The organism is Streptomyces sp. NPDC001100, from assembly GCF_053598575.1.
Genome location: NZ_JBSFKO010000003.1, coordinates 358,439 through 380,939 on the forward strand (window position 1 = coordinate 358,439; position 22,501 = coordinate 380,939).

The window sequence follows — 22,501 nt, forward strand, 5'->3', positions numbered from 1 at the left end:
CATCTTGCACTGCTGGTGACCGCGCGACGACACCTCTCAGCGGCTCTCAGCGGCGCCGCAGCTTCTTCAGGCAACGGTGACCGAGAACTCGTACGAGTTCCTTCGACGACGTCTGGTGAACGGTCCGCGCCTTCGCCGGAGCGGTGTGCCGCACCGGCGCGGCGGCCACCGCCGCGAGCGCCCCGTAGAGCGCCTGCGCGGCCACCTCGGGCGCGATCCGCGGCGCCGCGGGCACCTGCTCCGAAGCCTTCGGTACGGCCGACAGGAGCGCGGTGTCGCCGACGATCCGTACGCCCGTGGCGGCGATGGTGCCGGCCATCTCGGCGCCGATCGCGCCCGCCGCCTCGACGGCCCACCGCGGTGTCGTGATCTTCACGTCCTGCGGGGTCGGGCTGCACGAATTCTTCATATGCATGACGGCGCCGTTGCGCACGAGCTTGGAATAGAGCTCGTCGGGGAGTCCATTGCCGCGGAATTCCACATTGAGTTTTCGCAGCATTTCGGTCTCGGCGAGGGTGAGAGAGCGGTTGGCAGCGTCCGGAACCGGCCGCAACAGATTCGCGGGCAGCCCGAGCAGCGCCTCGAAGGTGCGCAGCAGCCCGTCCCGGTCGCCGTCGTCGACCACGACGACCGTGACCCGCTCGGGGCCCACGGCCCGGGTCCAGCGCTCCACCAGCCGGTCGTGCCGGTGCCGGCGCCAGAAGCTGGGGTTGGGCTGCTCGTAGGGCGCCTTGCGGAGCATGTGCTCCAGCCAGTTGTCGTAGCCCATGCGCAGGCCGTTCTGCACGTACTGCTGCCACTGCGAGGGCATGATCCTCGCCAGCGGGCGCAGGGTGATCAGGATGTGCACGCGCTCGCCGCCGAGCTGCTCCACGATCCGGGCGATCGTCTCGTCGTCCTCGGCGTCGGCGAAGAACTCGCTGCTGATCACCGAGGTGCGCTCGCCGGTGGCGCGCACGGCGTCGAGGAGACGCGTCCAGTGCTTGTCGGTGGGCACGGTGTCGCCCATCATCGCGGGCCGGGCGCAGGCCGCGAGGGCCGCTTCCATCGGGTGCCTGCTGTGCGCGGGGAAGTCGACGCCGTGCTCGGGCATCGTGTCCTTCGCGGCGAACAGCGCGCCCTGGATGGCGGTGGTCCCGGTCTTGTGCGGGCCGATGTGCAGCAGCCGGGTCCCGGAGGGCAGCGCTTCCTTAATACAGTCCGTCTCCATGGTTAATGGAAGGTAAGAGTTGTTCCTGAGTTTGACCTGAGAGGAGCCTGGGACACAGATGAGTCCCAGGCTCCGGTCACACGGGGTTCACGAACCTCAGACCACCTGGACCCCGGGATCGCCCGCCTCGACGCGCAGCGAGGCATAGGTGCTCGGCGTGGCCGTCGGCTTCAGCACGGTGTCCACGACCCGCACCTTCGCGTCGATGCCGTCCCGCCGGATGTCGAACAGGTGGTAGCCGCGGTGGGCGTCGATCACCTTCCAGTGCGGGTTGTCCGCCATCAGCGGGTCCCACTGGGCGTGGAAGGCGGCCTGGTCCTGGTCGCCGTTGCTGGAGATGGACGTACCGACGAACTCGGCGCCGACGACCTCGGAGTCCGGGTCGGCGAAGTCCTCCTTCAGGTCACTGATCATCGTGAGGTGCCGGTCGCCGCTGAGCACCACGGGGTTGCGGACGCTCTTGAAGTCCTGCAGCAGGGAGTTGCGTTCGACCTGGTAGCCGTCCCAGGCGTCGTAGAACCACTGCTTGCCCGCGCCGAGCAGGATGTCCGTCTCGGCCATCATGATCTGCGAGGCGATCACGTTCCAGCGGGCGGGCGAGTGGCGCAGCCCCTTCAGCAGCCACGCCTTCTGCTCGGCGCCCATCATCGTCATCGCCGGGTCCTCGGCACCGGCCTGCGTGGTCGCCTGGTCGCTGCGGAACTGCCGGGTGTCCAGGACGTTGAGGCGCATCAGGCGGCCGAATTCGAGGCGCCGGTACATCTGGATGTGCGGCCCGTCGGGCACGGCGCTCGCGCGCACCGGCATGTGCTCGTAGTACGCCTGGAAGGCCGCCGTCAGCCGCGCCACGAACGCGTCGTGCGACTGCTTGTCGGGGTCCTGCGGGACCTCCCCCGCCCAGTCGTTGTCCACCTCGTGGTCGTCGAAGGTCACCACCCAGGGGGTGTTGGCGTGCATCGCCAGCAGGTCGGGGTCGCTGCGGTACTGCGCGTACCGGTTGCGGTACTGCACCAGGCTGTACGGCTCCCCGGTCCCCTCGTGCCGGCGCGGCCCCGCGTTCGAGGGCGCCGACTCGTAGATGTAGTCGCCGACGAAGAGCACGAAGTCGGGGTCCTGGGCCAGCATGTCGGCGTACGGCGTGAAGTAGCCGTTCTGCCAGTTCTGGCAGGAGGCGAGCGCGACCCGCAGCCGGCCGTGGGAGCTGTCCGGGTGCGGGGCGGTGCGGGTGCGGCCGGTGGCGGAGAGCTGGCCGCCGGTGCGGAAGCGGTACCAGTAGTCGCGGCCCGGGCGCAGTCCCCGTACATCCACGTGAACGCTGTGCCCGTACTCGGGCCGCGCGGGCGCGACTCCGCGGCGCACGCTCTTTCTGAAACGGGCGTCCTCCGCGATCTCCCACTCCACGGGGACCACTTGGTCGGGCATACCGCCGCCGTTCAGCGGGTCCGGGGCGAGGCGCGTCCACAGCACGATGCCGTCGGGCAGCGGGTCGCCGGAGGAGATGCCGAGGCTGAACACACCGTCGGGCAGCCGGGGTTCGGCCGCCCGGGCGGAGGTCGGCAGCCACAACTGGGCGGAGGCGGCGGCCCCGAGCACCGCCGCGCCGGCCGCGAGAAAACGTCGTCGATCGGGTGATACGGCTCCGGTCATCGTGAACTCCCTTGCGACGTTGGCCTCTTGGGTCACTTGGAAGCTCACAGTGCGCGGAGTCCCGCCTGTTGAACAGTAAGTATCGCGTCCATGACAAATAAGCACACAGCAAGAGACCCGTTGCTCCTAGAGCAACGGGTCTCAGCCAGGTTCGGTTACGCCGGGCAAACGATCTTCACCCCGAAGGGACGATCAGCGCGCCCGTCCACCTCAGAAGGGCTTGAACTCCTCGAACTCCTGCGCCGCCTCGTCCCGCTCGGCCTGCTTGTCGCGACGTCGCTGCGTCGCGGGCCGCGGCTCGTCGAGCCGGTGGTCCTCGCCACGCCGGCCCAGCATCTCGGCGCCGGCCATGACGGTCGGCTCCCAGTCGAAGACGACCGCGTTGTCCTCGGGGCCGATCGCGACGCCGTCACCGGAGCGGGCGCCCGCCTTCATCAACTCCGCCTCCACACCGAGGCGGTTGAGCCGGTCGGCGAGATAGCCGACGGCCTCGTCGTTGTTGAAGTCGGTCTGGCGCACCCAGCGTTCGGGCTTCTCGCCGCGCACGCGGAAGAGACCGTCCTCCTCCAGTACGACGGTGAAGCCGCTGTCGTCGACCGCCTTCGGGCGGATGACGATCCGGGTCGCCTCCTCCTTCGGCTTCGCGGCCCGCGACTCGGCGACGAACTCCGCGATGGCGAAGGACAGTTCACGCAGTCCCGTGTGGGCGACCGCCGACACCTCGAAGACGCGGTAGCCGCGCGCCTCCAAGTCGGGGCGCACCATCTCGGCGAGGTCCTTGCCGTCGGGCACGTCGATCTTGTTCAGGACGACCATGCGCGGCCGGTTGCCGAGGCCGCCGTACTGCTTCAGCTCCTCCTCGATCATGTCGAGGTCGGAGACCGGGTCGCGCTCGGACTCCAGCGTCGCGGTGTCCAGGACGTGCACGAGGACGCTGCACCGCTCGACGTGGCGCAGGAACTCCAGGCCGAGGCCCTTGCCCTGGCTGGCGCCGGGGATGAGTCCGGGGACGTCGGCGATCGTGTAGACCGTCTCGCCTGCCGTGACCACGCCGAGGTTCGGGACCAGGGTCGTGAAGGGGTAGTCGGCGATCTTCGGCTTGGCCGCGCTCAGCACCGAGATCAGCGAGGACTTGCCGGCGCTCGGGTAGCCCACGAGAGCGACGTCGGCGACCGTCTTCAGCTCCAGGACGATGTCCTGGAGGTCGCCGGGGACACCGAGCAGCGCGAAGCCGGGCGCCTTGCGGCGGGCGCTCGCGAGGGCCGCGTTGCCGAGGCCGCCGCGGCCGCCCTGCGCGGCGATGTACGAGGTGCCGTGGCCGACCAGGTCGGCGAGCACGTTGCCCGCGCCGTCCAGCACGACCGTGCCGTCCGGCACCGGCAGGACCAGGTCCGTGCCGTCCTTGCCGGAGCGGTTGCCGCCCTCGCCGGGCTTGCCGTTGGTGGCCTTGCGGTGCGGGGAGTGGTGGTAGTCCAGCAGCGTGGTCACGGACTGGTCGACGATGAGGATGACGTCACCGCCCCTCCCGCCGTTGCCGCCGTCCGGGCCGCCGAGCGGCTTGAACTTCTCACGGTGGACGGAGGCACAGCCGTGGCCTCCGTTACCCGCGGCGACATGCAGCTCGACGCGGTCCACGAAGGTGGTCATGGGATGTGCCTCCAGTTACCTACAGCAATGTCTCTTGGTTCAGCTATGTCTCTTGTTCAACACGCGAAAGGCGGACCCGCTTCCCACCAGGGAAGTGAGGTCCGCCTCGCGAAAGCTTCCGATCAGCTGCCTGAATCAGTTACCTGATGCTTCAGGCGACCGGAACGATGTTCACGACCTTGCGGCCACGGTGGGTACCGAACTCCACCGCACCGGCGTTCAGCGCGAACAGCGTGTCGTCGCCGCCACGGCCGACGCCCGAACCGGGGTGGAAGTGGGTGCCGCGCTGGCGGACCAGGATCTCACCCGCGTTGACGACCTGACCGCCGAAGCGCTTCACGCCGAGCCGCTGGGCATTGGAGTCGCGACCGTTCCGAGTGGACGATGCGCCCTTCTTGTGTGCCATCTCTCCTCAGTCCCTTACTTCGCAGCCGCGGGGATCTCAGTGACCTTGATCGCCGTGTACTGCTGGCGGTGGCCCTGACGACGGCGGTAACCGGTCTTGTTCTTGTAGCGAAGGATGTCGATCTTGACGCCCTTGTGGTGGTCCACGACCTCGGCCTGGACCTTGATGCCGGCCAGGACCCACGGGTCGCTGGTCACAGCGTCGCCGTCGACAACGAGCAGGGTCGAGAGCTCGACCGTGTCGCCAACCTTGGCAGTGGAAATCTTGTCAACCTCAACGATGTCGCCGACAGCAACCTTGTGCTGGCGACCACCGCTGCGCACGATGGCGTACACGCGGATCTCACTCTCTCGCTCGGGAACGGCACCCCCGCAGTCCAGCCGCCCTGCAGAGCAGACGGCCTCTCCCGGCGGAACACGCCCGGGAGGAAGAGGTTTACGGGGATGTGGCGTGTCACCAGTGGACACGCCGACAGTCAAGGTTACGGGGCCGCGGCCGAACGGGTCAAACCGGGCCCGTGGGGAGTGCGACCGGTCACACGGACCGGCCGCACCCGCCCTGGGTTCAGCCCTCGTCGGTGGAGGCGGTGACGGAGGACGGGCTCGTCTGCTCCGCCGCCGCGGTCTTCTTCGACGTGGTCTTGGCGGCCTTCTTGGCCGTCGTCTTCTTCGCGGCCGTCTTCTTTGCCGCGGTCTTGGTGGCCGCCGCCTTCTTGGCGACCGCCTTCTTCGCCGGGGCCTTCTTGGCGGCCTTGCGCGCGGCCGTCTTCTTGGCCGGAGCCTCGGCGTCGGCCTCGGCTTCTACGGCAGCCGGGGCTTCCGCCGTCACGGTCGACGGTACGACCACGACGGCCGCCTCCTCCGACGCGGTGGGCGCGGTCGCCTTGCGCACGGCACGACGCCTCGGGCGGGCCGGAGCCGCGCTCTCGGCGGGCGCCTCGGGCTGCTCGACCTGGGCGGCCGGCGCGGGCGTCTCGACGACGACCGGTGCGGGAGCCTCGGTGACCGTCACGACGGCGGCCTCCTCGGACCCGGCCGGTGAACCGGCGGGCGCGGTGGCCTTGCGGGTCGCACGACGGCGCGTACGCCCCTTGGGCGCGGCGTCGTCGGCAACCCCGGCGGCCTCGGCGGCAGGGGCTTCGGCAGCGACCGGAGCCTCGACCACCGGGTCCTCCACGGCGACGGGCTCGGCCTGCGCGACGGCGGCCGGCTCGGCCTCCTCGCGCACCTCACGCGCCTCGTGGACCTCACGCGGCTGCCGCGGCTCACGGGACTCGGCCCTCGGCGCACCGGCCGGAGCCGACGCCCGCCGGCTCGTCCGGCGCCGCGAACGCCCACCACGGGTGGCCGCGGCCTCCGCCTCGGCGGCGCTGCTGTACAGGTCCTCGTCGGGACGGAACTCCGTCTCGGCGAACGGCACCGGCATGGCGACCTCGGCCGCCACCTCCGCCTCGGTCTCGACCTCGTCGGCGTCGTGATCGTGCTCGTGCGTCTCGTGACCGTCGTGGGCGTCCTGCCCGTCGCCACCGCGCCCGCGCCGCTTGCGCTTGCCGCCGCCACCGACCGAGGTCGGCTGCTCCATGTGCACGATGACACCGCGGCCGTTGCAGTGGACGCAGGTCTCGGAGAAGGACTCAAGGAGGCCCTGTCCGACGCGCTTGCGGGTCATCTGCACGAGGCCCAGCGAGGTGACCTCGGCCACCTGGTGCTTCGTACGGTCGCGGCCCAGGCACTCAAGGAGCCGCCGCAGGACGAGGTCCCGGTTGGACTCCAGGACCATGTCGATGAAGTCGATGACGACGATGCCGCCCAGGTCGCGCAGCCGCAGCTGGCGCACGATCTCCTCGGCCGCCTCCAGGTTGTTCCTGGTGACGGTCTCTTCGAGGTTGCCGCCCTGACCCGTGAACTTGCCGGTGTTGACGTCGATCACGATCATCGCTTCGGTCTTGTCGATGACCAGCGAACCGCCGCTCGGCAGCCAGACCTTGCGGTCCAGCGCCTTCATCAGCTGCTCGTCGATGCGGTACGTCGCGAAGACGTCGACCTCGGACGTCCACTTGGACAGCCGGTCGGCGAGGTCGGGGGCGACGTGCGAGACATAGCCGTGGATGGTGTCCCACGCCTCGTCACCGCTGACGATGACCTTGGTGAAGTCCTCGTTGAAGATGTCGCGCACGACGCGGACGGTCATGTCCGGCTCGCCGTACAGCAGCGTCGGGGCGTTCGAACCGCCGCCGCTCTTCGACTTCTTCTGGATGTCCTCCCACTGCCCCTGGAGCCGCTCGACGTCACGGCGCAGCTCGTCCTCGCTCGCGCCCTCGGCGGCGGTGCGCACGATGACGCCCGCGTCCTCGGGGACGATCTTCTTGAGGATGGTCTTCAGCCGGGCCCGCTCGGTGTCGGGCAGCTTGCGGCTGATGCCGGTCATCGAGCCCTCGGGGACGTACACGAGGTAGCGCCCGGGGAGGGAGACCTGGCTGGTCAGACGGGCGCCCTTGTGCCCGATCGGGTCCTTGGTGACCTGCACGAGGACCGACTGGCCCGACTTCAGGGCGGACTCGATGCGGCGCGGACCGTTGGCCATGCCGAGCGCCTCGAAGTTGACCTCACCGGCGTACAGGACGGCGTTGCGCCCCTTGCCGATGTCGATGAACGCGGCCTCCATGGAGGGCAGCACGTTCTGGACCTTGCCCAGGTAGACGTTGCCGACGTACGAGGTCGACTGCTCCTTGTTGACGTAGTGCTCGACGAGCACGCCGTCCTCCAGGACGCCGATCTGCGTGCGCTCACCGGTCTGCCGGACGACCATCACGCGCTCGACGGCCTCGCGGCGGGCCAGGAACTCGGCCTCGGTGATGATCGGGACGCGCCGGCGCCCCTGCTCGCGGCCCTCGCGGCGGCGCTGCTTCTTGGCTTCGAGACGCGTGGAGCCCTTGATGGACTGCACCTCGTCGCTGGGGTGGTCGTCCTTCTTGGCGCGCGGCTCGCGGACCTTGACGACGGTGCGCTCGGGGTCGTCCGACGAGGAGACCGACTCGGTCTCGCCGCCCGAGTCACCGGCGCGACGACGACGGCGGCGCCGGCGACGGCTGCTGCTCGATCCGGAGCCGCCCTGGTCCTCGTCCGCCTCCTCGGCGTCCTCCTCGACCTGCTCGGCGGTGTCCTCGGCGTCTTCGGCGGCCTGCTCGGCGGCGTACTCCTCGCCGTCCTCGGCCTCGTCCTCACCGGTGGCGGACTCGCCACGGCGACGGCGACGACCGCCACGGCGACGGCGGCGGCGCGAACCGGTCTCCTCGGTCTCGTCGGTCTCGTCGCCGTCGGCGGAGTCCTCGGTGGCCTCGTCGGCCTCCTCCGGCTCCTCCTCGACAACGGCGGCCTCGACGGGGGCCGGAGCCACGGGCTCGGCCTCGAAGGCGGCACCCCGGCGACGGCGCCGACGACGCCCGCCGGTCTCTTCCTCGACGACTTCCACGGCCACGGGCTCGGCGACGACGACCTCTTCCTCGTCGTCCTCCACCTCCTCGGCGGCAGCGGCGGCGGCCCGCTCCGGCGTCTGGAACATCGGCTCGGTGAAGACGGGCGCCCGGAACACGGCCACGGCGGGCCGCGCGGGCCGGCGCGGCCCCTCGTCGTCTTCGGCGGTCTTGCCGTTCTTGGGAGCGGGCGCGGAGAACCCGCCGGCCGCGGTCCGCGCGACCCGGCGCCGACGACGCGGCCCGGAGTCCTCGGCGGGAGCGTCGGCGGCGGTGTTGGTCTCCGCGGCGTCCGCGGTGGTCTCGTCGTTCACAGGGGCCTCCTCGCCCACGGGCGTCCCGGCAGGCGCGGACACACGGCGCGTGGCGCGACGACGGCTCCTGCGCGGCGCTGCATCCTCGTCGGACGCAGCGGGCGCGGCACCTTCGGTCACTTCGGTTGCGGCGGCGGCAGCAGGCGCTGCGCTCGCTTCGGTCTCTTGGGCGGCTTCAGCCACTTCGGTGTTCTCGACGGCCCCGGCCGCCTGCGGCGCACCGGCGGGCGCGGAGGCGCGCCGGGTCGCACGACGGCGCGTACGCCCGGCGGGCGCGGCCTCTTCCACCGGAGCTTCAACGGCTACGGCTTCCTCAGCTACGGCTTCCTCGACGACGGCCGACGCGGCAGGCTCCTCCGCCTGCTCCAGCACGGCCTCGGGGGCAGCGGCCTCGGGCGCGGTCACCTTGCGCGTTGCCCGGCGGCGGGTGCGGCGCGGAGCCGCGTCCTCGCCGGACACGACGGGCGCGGCCTCTTCCGCCACGGTCTCCTCAACGGCGGCAGGCGCGGCAACGGCCGGCACCACGATCTCCGCCGCCTCGGGCACCGCGCTCGCCTCGGGCGCTCCGGCGGGCGCGGACACCCTCCGGGTCGCACGACGGCGCGTACGCCCGGCGGGCGCGGCCTCTTCCACGGCTTCCACGACGACGGGCGCCTCGGGGGTCACCTCGGTGACCTCGACGACGCTCTCGTCGGTTTCGTTCTTCTCGTCGCTCACCTCGGCCGGTATGGCCGGAGCGCTGTTCTCGACCGCGCCCTCGGGGGCGGTCGGCGGTCCCGCCGGGCGAGACGCGGCGCGGCGCCTGCGGCGCGGCGGCAGCGTGTCGCTGGGGGTGTTCGGTTCGGAACCCTCAAGGGGCTCGGTCGGTTCGAGCATGCGGGCGTTTCTCCCGTCAGGCTCCCGGGCGCCGCGCCTGGTCCGGCTTGGATGCCGGTGACGTCCGCGGCTCGCGCGTTGCGCGGTGCCGCCGTCCGGGGCGCGGGCGCCGCACGGGAGCTCTCTGTGTCCTGTCTCGCCGGTTCCGTACGCCCAGTTGCGGACGGCCTGGCGAAAGTCTTGTGGTCGGTGCGCTGCCCGACCCAGGTGGCTCCCGAGTCCGAGGGCGGCGCTACGACGTCCGTCCCTACGCGGAACCTTCCCTACGCCGGCGCCTTCGCGGCGGCAGCTTCGGCGACCGTGGGATTCCCGGTCACTGCTGCCTCGCGGTCGGGCGCGAGCGGGTCGGTCACCGTGCCGGTCTCTTCATCGAACAGCCCCTGCGCCAGCCTGGTCACCGCTACGGCGACCGGCGGCGCCAGGTCGGCCACGGCGCGAAGACCGGACAGGACGTCGTCGGGTCGAACGGCAGGCGTCACGTGCCGAACAACCAGCCGCAGTATCGCACAGGCCTGGTCGGTAGGCCTATCAGCCTGTGGACCGTTCGTCTCGGATACGGCTTCAAGGCTCGCTACGGCCGAACGGGCGTCGAAGGTGCGCAAGCCGTTCTTGGCCATGCGCTGGACCTCGACGCTCTCGGCCGCGTTGAACGCCGCCACCGCGCGCTCGGCGTCCTCGGGAGCCACCCCGTCGAGCCGCAGCTCCCACACGGAAGCCGTGAGCCGGTCGGCGAGCCCGGAGGTCCGGGCCTCGACCGCGTCGACGATGTCGAGCCCGACAGGCATCGACTCGTCGAGCAGCTCGCGCAGCTTGTCGGGGTCGCGCTCTGCGGTGAGCGCGATCTCCAGGTATTCCGCCTCACTGCCCGTGCCGGTGGGTGCGGCATTGGCGTACGACACCTTCGGATGCGGCGTGAACCCCGCCGAGTACGCCATCGGCACCTCGGCGCGGCGCAGCGCACGCTCGAAGGCGCGCTGAAAGTCACGGTGGCTGGTGAACCGGAGGCGGCCGCGCTTGGTGTAGCGCAGTCGGATGCGCTGCACCGCGGGTGCGGGCGGCGGGCCTTCGGGCTGTCGCTTGCCCAGTGTCCTAGTCCTTCGTGAGAACGGTCGTACTTCTACCAAGAGTACGTGTCTCGTCGCCCATCGGTTCCCGTCGCTCCACCGGCTGGGGCTGCCGGGGCTCGCCGAAGACCACCCGCCGGAAGTCGGCGCGCGCCTGCCGGGCGGACTCGCGTGCGGCGGTCAGCGCCTGCCGGGTGACCCGGCCCACGGCGCGCGAGGCCTCGGCGGCGGGCCGCAGCACCAGGTCCCGTACGACGTGTCCGACCGGGGTGAGGACGGTCCGGTACACCCAGCTCACCGGCGCCACGAAGATCCACCGGAAGAGGGTCGCGAGCGCCCGTCCCACGGCGAGCGAGATGTGCCCGGCGATCCGCCAGGCGTGCCCGAGGGCGTCCCAGACCTCCCGTCCCACGACGGCGAGGATCCGCCCGACCGGTGCCAGCACCCAGCGCCAGAGCGCGATCGCGGGCAGTACGAGCAGGATCCGGGCCGTCCAGTACAGGACGACACCGACACCGGTACCGACGGCGTTCGCCAGCCACAGCAGCCCCCGCCCGCACCAGGCGATCGCCCGCCCGACCGGGGCGAGCACCCAGGCGTACAGCCACCCGGCCGGCACGACGAGCAGATACCGCCCGAGCCAAGCGACGGCTGCGGTCACCCCTTCGACGACCCACACGCACGCGTGCCCGACGGGAGTGAGCACGCGCGCGTACACCCACGCCAGCCCGCTCCCGATCCCGCGCGCCGTCCAGGCGAGGGCGTGCCCGAGCGGGGTCAGCACATGCCGGTACAGCCAGACCAGCGGCACCAGGACAAGCCAATTCACGAGCCGGCCGACCGCCTTGGCGCCGGGTACGACGACACACCGCCACAGCACCACCAACGGCCACACGAACAGCGCCCGCCCCACCGGCCGCAGCACGGTCCGCCACAGGAACCGCCCGCCGACCACCAGCGTGTCCCACACCACCCGCACCGGCACGACCAGCACGAGCACGACGATCCGCACCGGAACCCGGATCGCGACGGCGAGACATCCCTCGGGCGACTGCGGCGCGGGCCGCGCGGAGGGTTTCTCGAACTTCACAGGGGCGTCCATATCAGTCAGGACGCCTCAACTCCCCGTACGGATGCGGTACGGCACCCTCCTCATGGGTCACGGGTACGAGTCCGCGCGGGAGACATGGGTGTGCAGCAGCCGGGGCGAGGAGGCGAAGCCGCGGCGGGCGTACGCGGGGATCGCCCGGGGCGAGGAGTGGACGGTGACGCGTTCGAGGCCGAGGTCCCGGGCGCGGCTCAACACCGCTTCCACGAGCCGGCCGCCGACCCCGCTGTCCCGCTCGCCGGGGACCACGTACACGCACTGCAGATCACCGGAGGCCCGGTGCAGGGCACGCGGACTCGGCACCCGCTGGACGACTGCCAGCCAGGCCATCCCGATGACCGAACCGTCCCGCACGACGACCATGCAGCGATGCGAACCGGCGTGCTCCGCCGCCCAGTCGACGAAGTACCGGACGAACTCCCCGCGGAGGGTGACGGGTTGGTCGCCGCCCTCCAGAAGCCACTGCCACCGCAGCTCTGCGACGGCCTCCAGCTCGGCGGGTTCGGCGGGGCGGATCATGAAGTCGTCCACCCGTGCATTGTGCGGGAGTTCAGCGGTCGTCGGCAGGGGGCGTCAGCAGCGCGTCGACGATCTCCCGCAGGGGCGCGGCCAGTTGACCGGCGGTCGCGTCACGCAGGGGCCGCAGGCCTACGGCGGACCGTACGACGGCGACGCCGACGCCGAGCGCGACCAGGAGCTGCGCCCGCAGCAGCCGTTCGTCGTCGTCCTCCCCCGCCGGTCCCCCGCCGGACGCTTCGAGGATCTGCCGCCCGAACTCGTCGAGGGCCTTGCGGCGCAGCGCGTCCACGCGCTCGTCGCCGGAGCCGCGCAGCAGCATCAGCACGGGGTGTTCGCCGAACTCCGGCCAGGCACCGGCGGAGAGTTGGTGACTGAGCGCCTCGGCGAGGTCTGCCCGGTCCTGCGGGAAGTGATCGCCGCGGCCCAGGAAGCGGGGAGTCGAGGCCAGCGCCGCCTTGAAGAGCCCTTCCTTCGAGTCGAAGTACCGCTTGATGAGCGCCAGGTTGACCCCGACGTCGGCGGCCACGTCCCGCAGGGTCGTGCGGTCGTACCCGAGCCGGGTGAACCGGCTGCTCGCGGCCTCCAGGAGCGCCTGCCGGGTCGCCGCCGCGTCCCGCCGCCGGGGTCCGTCGGCCTCACTCGTCTCCACCGGCAGCCTCCTCGGGCAGGTCAAGTAATCACTCGTTGACATGACTACAGGGCATGGTTACGTTAAGCAAGTAATCACGTGATGACTTAGCCCGCCCCGCTCACGTGTGCCCCCCTCACGCCCTGCCCTCCCATGCGCACTTCTCGTCTGCCCCTCCCGTCCGAAAGGACAACGGTGTCCAAGCAAGCCCTTCTCGTCATGGACGTCCAGCGCGTCATCGTCGACCGCTACCCCGACCCGGCCTATCTGCCGCGCCTGCGCAAGGCGATCGACGCGGCCCGCGCGGACGGCGTCCCCGTCATCTACGTGACCGTCGGCTTCCGCCCCGGTGCCCCGGAGGTCAGCGCGCGCAACAAGATGTTCGGCAGGCTCGCGGGCGTCCAGGTACCGGCCGCCGCCGCCCGGGCCAACGAGATCCACCCGGACGTGGCCCCCGAACCCGGCGACATCCTCGTCACCAAGCGCCGCGTCAGCGCGTTCGCCGGCAGCGACCTCGACATGGTGCTGCGGGCAGGCGACATCGACCACCTGGCCCTGACCGGCATCGCCACCAGCGGCGTCGTCCTGTCGACGCTCCGCCAGGCGTCCGATCTCGACTTCACGCTCACGGTCCTGTCCGACGGCTGCCTCGACAACGACCCCGAGGTGCACCGGGTCCTCACGGAGAAGGTGTTCCCGATACAGGCGGACGTCACGACGGTGGCCGAGTGGGTCGCCGTGCACTGAACTCCCTATATTGATCCCGTACTTAATGCCGGTGCCCCATGCGCCGGAGTCGACGTCGGTGCGATCCGGGGGGATTGAGCGCTCGTGCGACCAGCCAGAACACTTGGGGCGGCAGTGGCCGCCACCCTCTGCGCCCTGGCCGTACTGCTTCTCGGCGGCTGCGGGACGCAGGTGGCAGGTGACGCGAACGGAGCGACACCGACTGCGTCGATCTCCTGGACCACGATGCAGCCCTCCGCGGTCACCGCGGCCCAACTCGCGTCGGATCAGCGCACGTTGACCCTGACCACACGGGTGCCCGACGGCAAGCACCCGTGCGTACGGGCGCTCAGGGCCGCACTCACCGCCTCCGAGCGGAACATCCTGTGGGTCCAGATCACCTACTCCTCCCCGTCGGGGACCGGCGCTCCGGCTGCACCGGGGAACGTACGGCCTCGACGCGACTCGTGCTGCCCAAGCCCCTGGGCAACCAGCAACTGGTCGTGGACCAGGACACCCAATTCACCACCGACGGCGCCAAGTTGCCCGCACTTCGCCTGTGCGGCGAACTCGGCTGTCACCCGCCGGCCACCGGCTGCACCGTCCGCTCCTACGAGCAGGCGATGATCTCGGCCGACGCCCCCGAGCACAGCTACCGCGAGGCGGAACACTGCGACGGCAAGTGGCTGGTCATCGACTTCTCCTGGCGTACGGGCCCGGTCTGCGGAGACACGACCGCGACCCCGTCCGGCTGCACGTCCCGCCTGGGCGACCGCGTCTTCTTCCGCGCCGAGCCCGCGGGCTGGAAGACGATCACGGCGAGCTCGACCGGAGGCTGCGAGGCGGTACGACGCGTGGAGCCCAAGTTCCCCACGGCACTGTGCGCGACCCTGGCCCCGCTCTCCGCCTCCCTGCACCCGAGCTACCCGCCGCAGTCACCTTCCGCGACCGCGACCGCCCCGTAATCTTGGTCAACACATGCCAGGAACGGGGGAGTTCACACGATGGCGAAACCGGTACGCGCCGCACTGGGCGACGGCGTCTGGCTCAACTGCCAGGTCTGCCAAGGGGACCTGTTCCGCGAGCGGGGCGTTCTGCTCAACAGCACCGGCATGGAGTTCATGAAGCTGGGCTGGGCCGACGAGAACGCCACCGGCCTGATCTGCTGGCGGTGCGGGTACGTGCACCTGTTCGTGAACAGGGATATCAAGCTCTACCGGGCGGACAAGCAGAAGTAGCGGGCGCCTATTTCTTCCTCCCCCTGGCCGCCTTGCCCGCCCGGGAGACCTTCGGTCTGCGCACGGGTACCGCAGCGAGGTGCGGGGCGGAGAACTCCCGGTTGGCCAGGGTCTGTTGGCGGACGGCGGCGGGCAGGTCCGGCAGGGACAGGAGTCGGTCGCACGCCTCGACGGAGGCCGCGAACTCGCCCACCCAGTAGGCGGCGATCGAGAACTCGAAGAGGAGCCCCCACCGGTACACCCAGGGTCTGGTGAAGAGCAGGTCGTCGGGTTCCGGTCTGCCGACCGCGTCGGCGAGCAGGGCGTACGCGGTGCGGTAGCGGCCGGCGAGGCGCAGACGGGATGCCAACTCGTAGCAGGCTTCCAGCCGTTGAGGGCGTCCGTCCCACGCCCGGGAGAACGCGTCCATCGCGCCCGGCCAGTCGTCGGTCCGCTCCGCGCGCAGGACTCCGGCCTCCAGAAGCGAGCAGTAGACCTCCTCGCCCCAGCCGCCCATCCCGGCCCGACGCTCGTAGAGGGCGATCGCCTCCTCCGCGTGCCCGAGGTCGCGCTCGGTGTTGGCCAGGTAGAAGACGGTGCGCGGGTTGTCGGGGTCGCGGTCCAGTTCGCGCCGGAGCAGACGCGCGTCCCGCTCGAACTTGTCGCCGCGGCAACCGCCGTCGGCCTGGTCCTCGATGACGAGGGCGCCCAGGTTCTCCTGGGTGTCGGGCTCGTCGGTGCACGGGTACTCGTGGGTGACGCCCTCGTAGCGCCACAGCCAGTCGCCCCGCATCAGATGCTTGAACCGGTGCTGGGTGCCGGGACCGTCGTAGCGCAGCATGTACGAGCCCGCCGTCAGCCGCGGCAGCGGGGCGGCCTGACGCAGGACGTGGTCGGCGTCGAGCGTGAGCAGGTAGTCGGCCCTGCCGTGGGCCAGCTGGATGTTCCGGGTGCGGTTGTGCCCGAAGTCGACCCAGGGCTCCTCGTGGAGTTCGCCCGGAACACCGTCCAGCACCTTGCGGATCAGGTCCTGCGTGCCGTCCGTGGAGCCCGTGTCCGAGATCACCCAGTAGTCGATCAGAGGGCGGACGGCCTCCAGACAGCGCTCGATCACGAGCGACTCGTTCTTGACGATCATGCACAGGCACAGAGTCTGCTGCTTCACGGCCTCACCCGTCCCGGACGCCGGCGTCCCGTCGGAAACACGCGCGCCACAGTGCCACGCACCCGCTCCCCGCCCGTCCATCCACGCGGAGGACCGCACCCAAGAGCCCCCGAACAGCGGCGGCTTGGACCGGACGGGTGATCACAGGTAAGAAATGCCTCATCAGAACGCACCGATTAGTCCGATACGACGATAAATGGGCGCGTTCCCGACCACTACGACGGTCACCCCGGTCCACTCACGTCAAGCTCGCACTCGCACTCGGATTCGGGACATCGCCCGAACCGGTCGACAAGGGAGCACGAAGATGAGGATGAGTCCTGAGTTCCGCACAGCACCACTGGGACCGCTGGCCCGGGACCGGTTCAAGAAGGCGGGCATGGTCGCCTCGCTGTCGCTGGTCCTGGCGGCCGGCGTGGTCGATCCGGCCGCCGCGGCCGCTCGCGGCATGACCGACCAGACGAGCGCGGCCGCCGGTAACGGCGGCGATCACTGCAAACCGAACCACCACCACAAGTCCCGCGCGACCGAGGCCGGCGGCAAGGACCACTGCAAGGGACCGACCGGACCCACCGGCCCGAAGGGCACCACCGGAGCCACCGGCCCGACCGGACCCACCGGACCCACGGGACCGACGGGTGCCACGGGAGCGACCGGAACAGGCACGCCCGGCACACCCGGTGCCACCGGCCCCACAGGCCCCACAGGCCCCTCCGGGGGCACTCCCGGTGCGACCGGAGCCACCGGAGCCACTGGCGCGCAGGGCCCTACTGGGCCGACCGGGGCCACCGGACCCTGCTCCGACATCGACGCCCAGCAGGACTCGAACAACTTCGAGCTGCGAGCCGCGCTGACCGGCGGCAAAACCTACGCGGGCATCCACGACCTCCGGGGCACCACCCCCCGCAACTTCCTCTGGACCGACCTCAGCACCCACGCCAACTACCCGGCGGGCGGCACGGCCGGCCTCCCCTGCGGAGTCGCCATCAACGGGCACAGCGCCAACACGGGGGCGCCCATCAAGATCGACGTCATGACGACCACGGGCCAGGTCTGGGAGACCACCTGCGTCGAGGTCAACAGCACCAACCCCGCCACGCTGAACTGCAACACCGGAACCACCCCCAACCCCTGGACGAAGGTGACACTGCAGCCGTCGCCCGGGGCCACCAACGGCGGGGTGTGACACCCCCGCACCCCACGAGAACAACACGCGAACAGGGATGCCCGGAGGTCAGCCGACAGACCTCCGGGCACCCCCGTGACCAGACCTCAGCCCCCCGCTCCTCCCCCACCGCCACCTCATAGGCCCGCAGGGTGTCCACAAAAAGCCGCCGCTCCGCCGGCGTCAGCGGCCCCAGCACCCGGCGCCAGGCCGCCGCGCCCGGTGCGAGCCACGCGGCGATCGCCTCGTGCCGTTCGACCGCGATGGCGACGATCCGGCGCCGCCGATCGGACGCGTCCTCGCGCCGGTCCAGGATGCCCTTCCCACTCAGGTCGCCGACCATCAGGCTGACCGTGGTGGGCGCCACCCCCAGTCGCGCGGCCAGTTCGTTGACGGTCATGGGCCCGTCGAACAACAGGCAGGACAGCAGGGAGAGATGGCGGGGAGCCAACGACTGCGCCTGCAACCCCTCGGGCAGCGGAACGCGCTTCACCCGGCTCGCCATCCGCGGCATGAGCAACAACAGTTCGCGCACCACGGCGTCGACGGCGTCCACGTCACCCACCCCGGCCTCGTGTCGCTCGGATCCGGCCATCACGCACCTCTCGGCATTTACCTTTGACGGCAAAGATGTTTTGCCGTCAAAGACATCAGCCGCCGATCCGCCCTCCATCCAGGCCCGGACCCGAACGGAGATTCCACCAGCCCCACTTCACCGTGCACATCAGCGAGGCCGTGCTCGACGGACAGGCCGAGGAGGGGTTGATCCGGGGGCTCACGGACGCGGTCGGCTCCGTCTAGGGCGAGCGGTTCGCGCACCTGGTCGCCGTAGACCTCATCGGTATCCCCCGAGGCCGGCGCGGTCTCGGCGGAAAGCCGACCGACCGGGCCGCCCCGAACATCACCCTGAGCCTGCGCGAGGCCGCCTATCGGCACCCCGACGTCCCGGACGCGCCGGCGCGGCTCGTCACCGCGATCACCGAAGCGGTCGTCGGCGTACTCGGCGAACAGGTCCGCGAGCAGGTGACGGTCGGCCTCTCAGCCACCCCCGAAGGACGTTCGGGAGTCGGCGGACGGGTCGCCTGACCCCGCCCGCACGACCCCGTCGGTCACCAGCACATCGCGGACGTCAGTGCGCCTACCCGCCTCCCGACCCCGCTGGCTGCTTCACCGTCGACGGCAGCAGCTTCTTCCCCGCGGGACTGAACCGGACGGACTTACCCATCCGCGAACACAAACCGACGGAGCCATACTCACCGCGCATGTGCGGTGGATACGGACCGAACGGCCCCGAAACTGCCGCAGTCGGCCCACCGCACAGGCCGACCGTCACCTCCTGCGGCCCCCGGGATCGGCGCACGCTGGCAGCATGACCGGCAATCAGATACCCCCAGGCAACGGGTCATGGCACCCGAAAGGCTTCATGATCCTCACTCCGTCGCACATCGAAGTCACGGTCGGAGAAGAGTTCACTTCGTCCGCGACCGTGTGGCCCGCCGGGCCGCAGCACATCGTGAGCGCCTCCGCACCCACCGGATCGGACCTTCAGGTCGAGGTGAAAGGCCACAAGGTGACGGTCACCGGGCGGCTTGGGCGCGCGGGCGAGCAACACGCCGTCCAGGTGACCGTGCGGACCGGGCCGGACCTCGCCCGCGACACCCTGACCATCGAGGGCGCCGACGCTCACCGTCCGGCGGCGGGGTCCGCCCCCTCCGCTACTTGTTGACCACGCTCAGCGGCAGCAGCTTCTTCCCCGTCGGCCCGATCTGGATCGACGTGTCCATCTGCGGACACACCCCGCAGTCGAAGCACGGCGTCCACCGGCAGTCCTCGACCTCTGTCTCGTCGAGGGCGTCCTGCCAGTCCTCCCAGAGCCAGTCCTTGTCGAGGCCCGAGTCCAGGTGGTCCCAGGGGAGGACCTCCTCGTAGGTCTTCTCGCGGGTGGTGTACCAGTCGACGTCGACACCGAACGCGGGCAGCGTCTTCTCCGCGCAGCGCATCCAGCGCTCGTAGGAGAAGTGCTCGCGCCAGCCGTCGAAGCGGCCGCCGTCCTCGTAGACCGCGCGGATCACCGCACCCACTCGCCGGTCGCCCCTCGACAGCAGGCCCTCGACGATGCCGGGCTTGCCGTCGTGGTAGCGGAAGCCGATCGAGCGGCCGTACTTCTTGTCGCCGCGGATCTTGTCCCGGAGCTTCGCGAGGCGGGCGTCCGTCTCCTCCGCCGAGAGCTGCGGGGCCCACTGGAAGGGGGTGTGGGGCTTGGGGACGAAGCCGCCGATCGAGACCGTGCAGCGGATGTCGTTCTGGCCGGAGACCTTGCGGCCCTCGGCGATCACCTTCATCGCCATGTCCGCGATCTGGAGGACGTCCTCGTCGGTCTCGGTCGGCAGGCCGCACATGAAGTACAGCTTCACCTGACGCCAGCCGTTGCCGTACGCCGTCGAGACCGTGCGGATGAGGTCCTCCTCGGACACCATCTTGTTGATGACCTTGCGCAGGCGCTCCGAGCCGCCCTCAGGGGCGAAGGTCAGACCCGAGCGACGGCCGTTGCGCGTCAGCTCGTTCGCCAGGTCGACGTTGAAGGCGTCCACGCGGGTCGACGGGAGGGACAGGCCGATCTTGTCCTCCGTGTACCGGTCCGCCAGGCCCTTCGCGATGTCGCCGATCTCCGAGTGGTCGGCCGAGGAGAGGGAGAGGAGGCCCACTTCCTCGAAGCCGGTCGCCTTCAGGCCCTTCTCGACCATCTCGCCGATGCCCGTGATCGACCGCTCCCGCACCGGGCGGGTGATCATGCCCGCCTGGCAGAAGCGGCAGCCGCGCGTGCAGCCGCGGAAGATCTCGACCGACATGCGCTCATGGACCGTCTCGGCGAGCGGGACCAGCGGTTGCTTGGGGTACGGCCATTCGTCGAGGTCCATGACCGTGTGTTTCGACACACGCCACGGCACGCCCGACTTGTTGGGGACGACGCGCGCGATACGGGCGTCCGGCAGGTACTCGACGTCGTAGAACGCCGGGATGTAGACCGAACCCGTCTTCGCCAGCCGGAAGAGGACCTCCTCGCGCCCGCCGGGGCGGCCCTCCGCCTTCCAGGTGCGGATGATCTTCGTCATGTCGAGGACGGCCTGCTCGCCGTCGCCGATGATCACCGCGTCGATGAAGTCGGCGATCGGCTCGGGGTTGAAGGCCGCGTGGCCGCCCGCCAGCACGATCGGGTCGTCGAGCGTGCGGTCCTTCGACTCCAGCGGGATGCCCGCCAGGTCCAGGGCCGTCAGCATGTTCGTGTAGCCGAGTTCGGTGGAGAAGGAGAGCCCGAACACGTCGAAGGCGCCGACCGGGCGGTGGCTGTCGACCGTGAACTGCGGGACGCGGTGCTCCCGCATCAGCGCCTCAAGGTCGGGCCACACGCTGTAGGTGCGCTCGGCGAGGACGCCCTCCTGCTCGTTCAGGACCTCGTAGAGGATCATGACGCCCTGGTTGGGCAGGCCGACCTCGTACGCGTCCGGGTACATCAGCGCCCAGCGGACGTCGCACGACTCCCACGGCTTGACCGTGGAGTTGAGCTCGCCTCCGACGTACTGGATCGGCTTCTGCACCTGCGGGAGCAGGGCTTCGAGCTGCGGAAACACGGACTCTGCGGCCGCAGCGACTTCGGCAGGCATCTCGCGAACCTTCGTGAGCGGTACTGAACGGACGGGTGACCATCCAGACTAACGCGATCCCGGAGGTCCCCCGTACGGCTCAGAGGGGCGCCCCGGTCCCGATCTCCTCCCACACCCCCGGCAGCGCCGCTTCCACGGCCGCCGCCCGCTGTTCCTCGCGCCCGTACAGCACCCCGTACGTGAACGAGCTCTCCCCCGCCGCGTGCGCGACCGCGGACAGCTCCCGCAGGGTCAGCCGGACCATGACACTGTCCTGGTGCTCGCCGAGCAGGCTGGTCAGCGATTTCATGGACTTGGCCAGTCCACGGGCCGGAGCGCCGAGCGCGGGGCTCGCCGCCTCCGCCGCGTACCGGGTGCGCTTGGCCTTCTTGCGGGCCTCGTGCAGCGCGAGGTCGCGGTCGGCGCCGGGCGGTGCCCCGATCGCCTCCTCGACGAGCGCCGAGACCTTCCCGAAGTCCTTGCGTACGGCCTTGCCGATCACCTTCTCCGGCTTGCCGGCCGCGTCCGGCAGCAGCGGCGGCTCGGCCACCAGAGCGTCCAGGGTGTCGAGCAGCGCGAGATACCGCTTGGAGTCCAGGACGCCGATCAGCCGTCGGCGCGAGCCGCCCCGACGGGCGTTGGCCCAGGTGCGCATGCGGGTGCGGATCGGACCGGAGACGAGCGTGCGGGGCAGTTCGGCGAGGACGGTCGTCAGGCGTTCGGTCATCACCTCGCGGTCCCGGTCCACGCCCAACTCGCCCGCCAGCCACTTCAGTTCCTCGCCGACCGGGTCGGTGACCGTGCGGTCGAGGACCTTGCCGTACGAGCGGAGGGCGCTGCGCAGCCGGCGGGTGGCGACCCGCATGCGGTGCACGGAGTCGTAGGCGTCCTGCCGTACGGCGGGGTCGAGTTCGAGGATCGCGTCGCGCTGGTCGCGGACGTAGGCGAGGATGTGGTCGCCGGCGGTCCGGGGTTCCTCGGGGGCTGGTGGCGCCTTGCGCTTCCCGGACTTCTTCGGGGCGGTCTCCGCCAGCGCCCGGGCCAGCTTCGACGCGGACGAGGACGGTCGTACGCCCGCTTTGCGCAACCGTTTCTCCACCTTGTCGAGGAAGACGGGGTCGCCGTCGTCGGCGAGTTCGACCTCGATCTCGGTCCACTGCGCGGTGCCGCCGCCGTCGGTGAGGCGTTCGGCGTGTACGGCGTCCACGCTGACCTCGGCGAGCAGCGCGCCGTCCGCGTCCACGAGGTGGCGTACGTCCCGGTCGGAGCGGAGCCGGACCAGGGGCAGCAGTTCGGCCTCGCGGACCCGGGAGCGGACCAGGCCGGCGAGGGTGCGCGGCACGGTGTCGGAGAGCGGCTCGCGGATCTCGTCGCGGACTCCGGGCGCGACCGGCACCTTCAGGTGCCAGCCCGCGTCCGAGCCGCCGGTGCGGCGGCGCAGGGTCATCGAGGCCTTGGCCAGACGCTCGTCGGCCGTGTCGTAGTAGACGGCGTCCAGGTTCGCGACGCCCTTGTCGATGACGGCCCGGACACCGGCGACGCCGGTCAGGTCGGGCAGACCACTGTCGTCGGACTCGTACTTACGCTCGATCTCGCGCTTTGTGTCCGCCATGAACTGAATCTAGTTGCTGACGGGCCGGGATGGCAGGGGGCGTCCCAAATGAACCCCGGGGAAACCTGAGCGAACCCGCAGGTA

General features: G+C 70.7%; 18 protein-coding genes and 1 pseudogene. 5 read left to right on the forward strand and 14 right to left on the reverse strand.

What is annotated here, in order from left to right; genetic code table 11:
* Nucleotides 1–46: 46 nt before the first annotated feature.
* From ACWDEW_RS06145 to ACWDEW_RS06190, 10 genes are all read right to left on the reverse strand, one after another.
* Entirely contained in the window at nucleotides 47–1,210 is a 1,164-nt protein-coding gene (locus ACWDEW_RS06145) for a hypothetical protein (protein WP_450510059.1), read from the reverse strand.
* 96 nt (nucleotides 1,211–1,306) lie between these two features.
* On the reverse strand, nucleotides 1,307–2,857 hold the full coding sequence (locus ACWDEW_RS06150) for an alkaline phosphatase D family protein (RefSeq protein ID WP_450510061.1): 1,551 nt from the start codon (nucleotides 2,855–2,857) through the stop codon (nucleotides 1,307–1,309).
* Between the two features lie 210 nt (nucleotides 2,858–3,067).
* On the reverse strand, nucleotides 3,068–4,504 hold the full coding sequence (gene obgE / locus ACWDEW_RS06155; protein WP_450510063.1) for a GTPase ObgE: 1,437 nt from the start codon (nucleotides 4,502–4,504) through the stop codon (nucleotides 3,068–3,070).
* Nucleotides 4,505–4,655: 151 nt separating this feature from the next.
* On the reverse strand, nucleotides 4,656–4,910 hold the full coding sequence (gene rpmA / locus ACWDEW_RS06160) for a 50S ribosomal protein L27 (RefSeq protein WP_019063244.1): 255 nt from the start codon (nucleotides 4,908–4,910) through the stop codon (nucleotides 4,656–4,658).
* Nucleotides 4,911–4,924: 14 nt separating this feature from the next.
* A complete protein-coding gene (gene rplU / locus ACWDEW_RS06165) occupies nucleotides 4,925–5,245 on the reverse strand; it encodes a 50S ribosomal protein L21 (protein WP_007381993.1) in 321 nt (106 codons plus the stop codon).
* Between the two features lie 229 nt (nucleotides 5,246–5,474).
* On the reverse strand, nucleotides 5,475–9,572 hold the full coding sequence (locus tag ACWDEW_RS06170) for an Rne/Rng family ribonuclease (protein ID WP_450510065.1): 4,098 nt from the start codon (nucleotides 9,570–9,572) through the stop codon (nucleotides 5,475–5,477).
* Between the two features lie 263 nt (nucleotides 9,573–9,835).
* Nucleotides 9,836–10,615, reverse strand: a complete 780-nt coding sequence (locus ACWDEW_RS06175; RefSeq protein WP_450510067.1) for a TIGR03936 family radical SAM-associated protein — start codon at nucleotides 10,613–10,615, stop codon at nucleotides 9,836–9,838.
* Nucleotides 10,616–10,661: 46 nt separating this feature from the next.
* Entirely contained in the window at nucleotides 10,662–11,738 is a 1,077-nt protein-coding gene (locus ACWDEW_RS06180) for a hypothetical protein (protein WP_450510069.1), read from the reverse strand.
* A gap of 57 nt (nucleotides 11,739–11,795) precedes the next feature.
* Nucleotides 11,796–12,275, reverse strand: coding sequence for a GNAT family N-acetyltransferase (locus tag ACWDEW_RS06185; protein ID WP_450510071.1), 480 nt, complete (start codon nucleotides 12,273–12,275; stop codon nucleotides 11,796–11,798).
* 19 nt (nucleotides 12,276–12,294) lie between these two features.
* Nucleotides 12,295–12,912 carry a TetR/AcrR family transcriptional regulator gene (locus ACWDEW_RS06190; RefSeq protein ID WP_450510072.1) on the reverse strand — a complete coding sequence of 206 codons (618 nt, stop codon included), beginning with the start codon at nucleotides 12,910–12,912 and terminating at the stop codon, nucleotides 12,295–12,297.
* A 174-nt stretch (nucleotides 12,913–13,086) separates the two neighbouring features.
* Here ACWDEW_RS06190 and ACWDEW_RS06195 point away from each other — a divergent pair, with 174 nt between their 5' ends.
* From ACWDEW_RS06195 to ACWDEW_RS06205, 3 genes are all read left to right on the forward strand, one after another.
* Complete coding sequence (locus ACWDEW_RS06195) at nucleotides 13,087–13,638, forward strand: cysteine hydrolase family protein (protein WP_450510074.1); 552 nt, start codon at nucleotides 13,087–13,089, stop codon at nucleotides 13,636–13,638.
* Nucleotides 13,639–14,084: 446 nt separating this feature from the next.
* On the forward strand, nucleotides 14,085–14,582 hold the full coding sequence (locus ACWDEW_RS06200) for a hypothetical protein (protein WP_450510076.1): 498 nt from the start codon (nucleotides 14,085–14,087) through the stop codon (nucleotides 14,580–14,582).
* Between the two features lie 39 nt (nucleotides 14,583–14,621).
* Entirely contained in the window at nucleotides 14,622–14,855 is a 234-nt protein-coding gene (locus tag ACWDEW_RS06205; protein WP_450510077.1) for a hypothetical protein, read from the forward strand.
* Nucleotides 14,856–14,862: 7 nt separating this feature from the next.
* On the opposite strand, the gene ACWDEW_RS06210 is transcribed toward ACWDEW_RS06205, so the two are convergent.
* On the reverse strand, nucleotides 14,863–15,999 hold the full coding sequence (locus ACWDEW_RS06210; RefSeq protein WP_450510079.1) for a glycosyltransferase: 1,137 nt from the start codon (nucleotides 15,997–15,999) through the stop codon (nucleotides 14,863–14,865).
* Nucleotides 16,000–16,312: 313 nt separating this feature from the next.
* On the opposite strand from ACWDEW_RS06210, the gene ACWDEW_RS06215 reads away from it, so the two are divergent.
* Entirely contained in the window at nucleotides 16,313–17,185 is an 873-nt protein-coding gene (locus ACWDEW_RS06215; RefSeq protein ID WP_450510081.1) for a hypothetical protein, read from the forward strand.
* A 97-nt stretch (nucleotides 17,186–17,282) separates the two neighbouring features.
* Here ACWDEW_RS06215 and ACWDEW_RS06220 read toward each other — a convergent pair.
* A pseudogene (locus ACWDEW_RS06220) lies at nucleotides 17,283–17,759 on the reverse strand (MarR family winged helix-turn-helix transcriptional regulator); the annotation flags it as partial.
* A gap of 828 nt (nucleotides 17,760–18,587) precedes the next feature.
* Between ACWDEW_RS06220 and ACWDEW_RS06225 the strand changes: the two are divergent.
* Entirely contained in the window at nucleotides 18,588–18,890 is a 303-nt protein-coding gene (locus ACWDEW_RS06225) for a hypothetical protein (RefSeq protein WP_450510083.1), read from the forward strand.
* Here ACWDEW_RS06225 and ACWDEW_RS06230 read toward each other — a convergent pair.
* The gene (locus tag ACWDEW_RS06230; protein ID WP_450510085.1) at nucleotides 18,880–20,826 is read right to left on the reverse strand and encodes a TIGR03960 family B12-binding radical SAM protein; all 1,947 of its coding nucleotides are present in this window, start codon (nucleotides 20,824–20,826) and stop codon (nucleotides 18,880–18,882) included. The genes ACWDEW_RS06225 and ACWDEW_RS06230 overlap by 11 nt on opposite strands.
* Nucleotides 20,827–20,905: 79 nt before the next feature.
* Nucleotides 20,906–22,417: a CYTH and CHAD domain-containing protein gene (locus ACWDEW_RS06235; RefSeq protein ID WP_450510087.1), complete on the reverse strand. Its 1,512-nt coding sequence runs from the start codon at nucleotides 22,415–22,417 to the stop codon at nucleotides 20,906–20,908.
* Between the last annotated feature and the right edge of the window lie 84 nt (nucleotides 22,418–22,501).

Coding starts and splice junctions, on each gene's coding strand:
- ACWDEW_RS06145 (WP_450510059.1), bottom strand. CDS start 1,210: ATGGAGACGGACTGTATTAAGGAAGCGCTGCCCTCCGGGACCCGGCTG.
- ACWDEW_RS06150 (WP_450510061.1), bottom strand. CDS start 2,857: ATGACCGGAGCCGTATCACCCGATCGACGACGTTTTCTCGCGGCCGGC.
- obgE (WP_450510063.1), bottom strand. CDS start 4,504: ATGACCACCTTCGTGGACCGCGTCGAGCTGCATGTCGCCGCGGGTAAC.
- rpmA (WP_019063244.1), bottom strand. CDS start 4,910: ATGGCACACAAGAAGGGCGCATCGTCCACTCGGAACGGTCGCGACTCC.
- ACWDEW_RS06170 (WP_450510065.1), bottom strand. CDS start 9,572: ATGCTCGAACCGACCGAGCCCCTTGAGGGTTCCGAACCGAACACCCCC.
- ACWDEW_RS06180 (WP_450510069.1), bottom strand. CDS start 11,738: ATGGACGCCCCTGTGAAGTTCGAGAAACCCTCCGCGCGGCCCGCGCCG.
- ACWDEW_RS06205 (WP_450510077.1), top strand. CDS start 14,622: ATGGCGAAACCGGTACGCGCCGCACTGGGCGACGGCGTCTGGCTCAAC.
- ACWDEW_RS06215 (WP_450510081.1), top strand. CDS start 16,313: ATGAGTCCTGAGTTCCGCACAGCACCACTGGGACCGCTGGCCCGGGAC.
- ACWDEW_RS06225 (WP_450510083.1), top strand. CDS start 18,588: ATGATCCTCACTCCGTCGCACATCGAAGTCACGGTCGGAGAAGAGTTC.
- ACWDEW_RS06230 (WP_450510085.1), bottom strand. CDS start 20,826: ATGCCTGCCGAAGTCGCTGCGGCCGCAGAGTCCGTGTTTCCGCAGCTC.
- ACWDEW_RS06235 (WP_450510087.1), bottom strand. CDS start 22,417: ATGGCGGACACAAAGCGCGAGATCGAGCGTAAGTACGAGTCCGACGAC.